This window comes from Cupriavidus sp. 96C5-1, assembly GCF_057798855.1.
In genome coordinates this window covers 1-3,163 of record NZ_JBYOJU010000047.1, presented here as the reverse complement: position 1 = coordinate 3,163, position 3,163 = coordinate 1, and the positions used below count along the sequence as shown (strand labels likewise).

1 protein-coding gene is annotated in these 3,163 nt (G+C 68.3%); it reads right to left on the bottom strand.

Annotated features, from left to right (window positions below; all coding sequences use genetic code 11):
* Positions 1 to 3,163: condensation domain-containing protein (locus AC3FOF_RS35765; RefSeq protein WP_488729297.1), on the bottom strand; the 3,163-nt coding region annotated here is incomplete at both ends.

Genomic DNA, 3,163 nt, shown 5'->3' with positions numbered 1-3,163 from the left:
CAGCGGCTTGGCGGTGGCGTTGACGCGTTCGCGCACGGCGCGCTGCGTGTCCGGCAGCAGCGGCGGCAGCGGCGCGTGCCAGGCCGCGTCGTCGCGGGCCAGGCGCAGCAGCAGCGCATGGTAGGCGGCGAACATGGCGTCGAGCACGCCGGGCGGGAACAGCGCCTCGACCGCGTCCCAGTTCCAGACCAGCGCGCCGTCTTGCTCGTGCACCTGATGGTCCAGCCACACCTGCGGCGTCTGCGACAAGCCCCATATCGGTTGGCCCAAGACGTCCAGATCGGCCTGTTGCAGTTCGGCATCCACGCCGAGCGCGCCGGTGAAGACCACCGGCATGGCGACGGTTTCGCCGTGCTGGGTTGCCAGCTCGCGCAGCATCGAGATGGCTGATACGGCGCGATGATCCAGGTCTTCCCACAGCCGTTGCTGCAGTGCCTGAGTATTGGCAAGCCAGGATAAGCCGGGTTCGGGGCAGCAAGCGACCAGCAGCAGCGAAGTGAAGTCGCCTAGCACGCGATGGATGTGCGGATGCACGGCGGCGCGATCGAATAAGGTCAGATGCAAGGTCAGCGCGCGCTGCCGGCTCCAGGCGCCGAGCACGGCGCCATAGGCGGACAGCAGCACGGTCGATGGCGTCAGGTTGTGGCTGCGAGCCTTCTCTTGCAAGTCGTGCCAAGCACTGGCGTCAAGACGCTCGCTGCGTCGGGCAAAGCGCGGTGCGACGGTATGCGGATCGGCGGCCAATGGCAATTGCGGCGCCGGCGGCAACGCCTGCAGGCGCGCACGCCAGTGCTGGCGAGCGCGCTCCAGCACGGCTGCATCAGGTACCCTCGCGGCGAGCAGATAGTCACGGAAGCTGATGCCGATCTCCGGCAGCTTGGTGTCGGGGTCGCGATACAACTGCGCCAATTCGGCGACGAAGATCTGCATCGACAAGCCGTCCAGCGTCAGGTTGTCCAGACTGACGCCAAGGCGGCTGCGGCCATGCTCACGGGCAAGGCGCAGGTCGAACAAGGGCCAGCGATCGGCCGGGCGCACCTGCTGCGCCATGCCGGCGCGCAGCCGGGCAAAGGCGCCCGGCGCCGCATCGCAAGGGATAGCCAGCCGCGGCACCTCGGGCAGCACGCGCTGGGTCTCGCCATCAAATACCGCGCGCAGCATGTCGTGGCGCGATATCAGTCGAGTGAGCGCGGCTTCCAGCCGAGGGCCGTCAATCGTCTCGCACTCGAATTCGGTGTAGTAGTGCGTGGCGACGCCGCCCAGCGCGAAATCCTGGTGTCGACCAAGCAGGTAGGCTTGTTGTACTTCTGTCAACGGAAAGGCGTCGTGGCGGCTGCGCGTGTCTGAGATCAGCGGGACCAGCGCTTCGATTCGGTTGGCTTGCGCGCCGCGCTGCGGCAACGCCGCGACGAATCCGGCCAACGTTGGTTGCGCGAACAAGGTCGCCAAGGCTAGCTCGGCATAGCCTTCGCCGCGTAGCCGAGCGATCAGGCGCGTTGCCAGCAGACTGTCGCCGCCCAACTGGAAGAAGTTGGCCTGGCGGCCTATCGACGATGACTTCAGCAAGCTGGCCCAGTGCGCCGCCATCTCGGCTTCCGCGCCGGGATGTGGCATTTGGAAGGCGGTGTCGTCTGCCTGATAGCCCTGCTCGAGCAGGGCCTGGATGGCATTGCGGTCGACCTTGCCATTGGGCGACAACGGGATGCGCGTTACGGCCGGCAACAGCGTCGGCACCATATAGGCGGGCAACTGCCCGGGTAGCCGGGCACGGCAGGCATGCGCGTCCCAGGATGCCAAGGCGCCCGGTTGGCAGGCGGTGAGCAGGAGTGTGTCCCCATCATGCTGATGACGGACGCGAGACAGGCCGACGGCAGTTAGCCGGTGCGACCAGTCCGCGGCTGCCAGTAGCGGTGCGTCGCGGCCATCGGCCGGCGCGGCGACGGCATTCAAGATCGCTACCGTCAGCCATCCCAGCGGGGAATAGCGTTCCGTTTCAAGCGCCCACAGCGCGCCGCCGGGGGCCAGCAGCCAGCGCACCTGGGCCAACCCGTCGTCGACCCATGCTTCGCGGTGCAGGCTGTTGTTGGCGATCACCAGGTCGGTCTGATGCGGCGCCAGATCGGCGAGCAGCGGGTGGCGGATGGGGTGAGTGGCGATGTGGTGGCCGAGCGCCGCGGCGCGGTGCCGCGCCTGTTCGAGCAGGGCGGGCGAGGTGTCGAGCAGGGTGTAGTGCACGTCGCCGGGCGACAGCAGGGTCAGCAGGCGCTGCGCGCTGAGTCCGCTGCGGCCGCCGAAGTCGACGATGCGCAAGGGGCGCTCCAGCGTTTGGCGCAGCGTCGCGAGTTCGGCTGCCATCGCGGCCAGGGCCGTATTGACCGTGGGCTTGGCGTCGACGAGTTGTTCCGGCGCCAGCATTGGGTCGTCCAGCCAGGCCAGCGGCGATTCGCGCCCGGCAAGGATGTCCAGCCATTCGGGTTGGCGCGCAAGGAGATCGCGGGCCAGAGGCAGATACACCGAGTCTTCCTGCACCCCTTCGTTCAGCGCGGCGGCGATAGCCTGTTGCCAGCGCAGACCGGGACGGCCGTCGGCATCGACTACCTTGCGGGCGGCAAGCCAGCGCAACCACTGTTGCAGCAGGGCGCCATAGCGCGCATCGACGCCTTGCCTGCCTGACGCATCCAGGGCCTGCCACAGGCGGCTTAGCAAGCGTTCGGCCAGCACGGCTTCGTCGTCGCTGCGCTGCGCGCTGGCATCGCGATCCTGGTTTGCCAGGCGCTCGCATGCCGCGCTGATGGCAGTGGCGCGCTTGTGGTCGGCTGGCGCGGTTGCGACGGCTAGCTGAGGCTTAGGCACAACCAAGGCCGCCAACTGGCGCCGTTGTCGGTCACCGATGGCGACGGTGATCGCATCGGCGACGGTGGCATCACGCTTGAGCGCGGCGTCGATCTCACCCAACTCGATGCGGTGGCCGCCGATCTTGACCTGCAGGTCGTCGCGGCCGAGGAATTCAAGCGTGCCGTCTGGCCAGTAGCGACCCAGGTCGCCGGTGCGGTACCAGCGCTGGCCTTCGGCGTCGAGCGGGAAGCGCAGGGCGGAGCGCTCGGGTTCGTTGCGGTAGCCGCGCGCGACGCCGGCGCCGCCGATCCACAGTTCGCCGGCGACA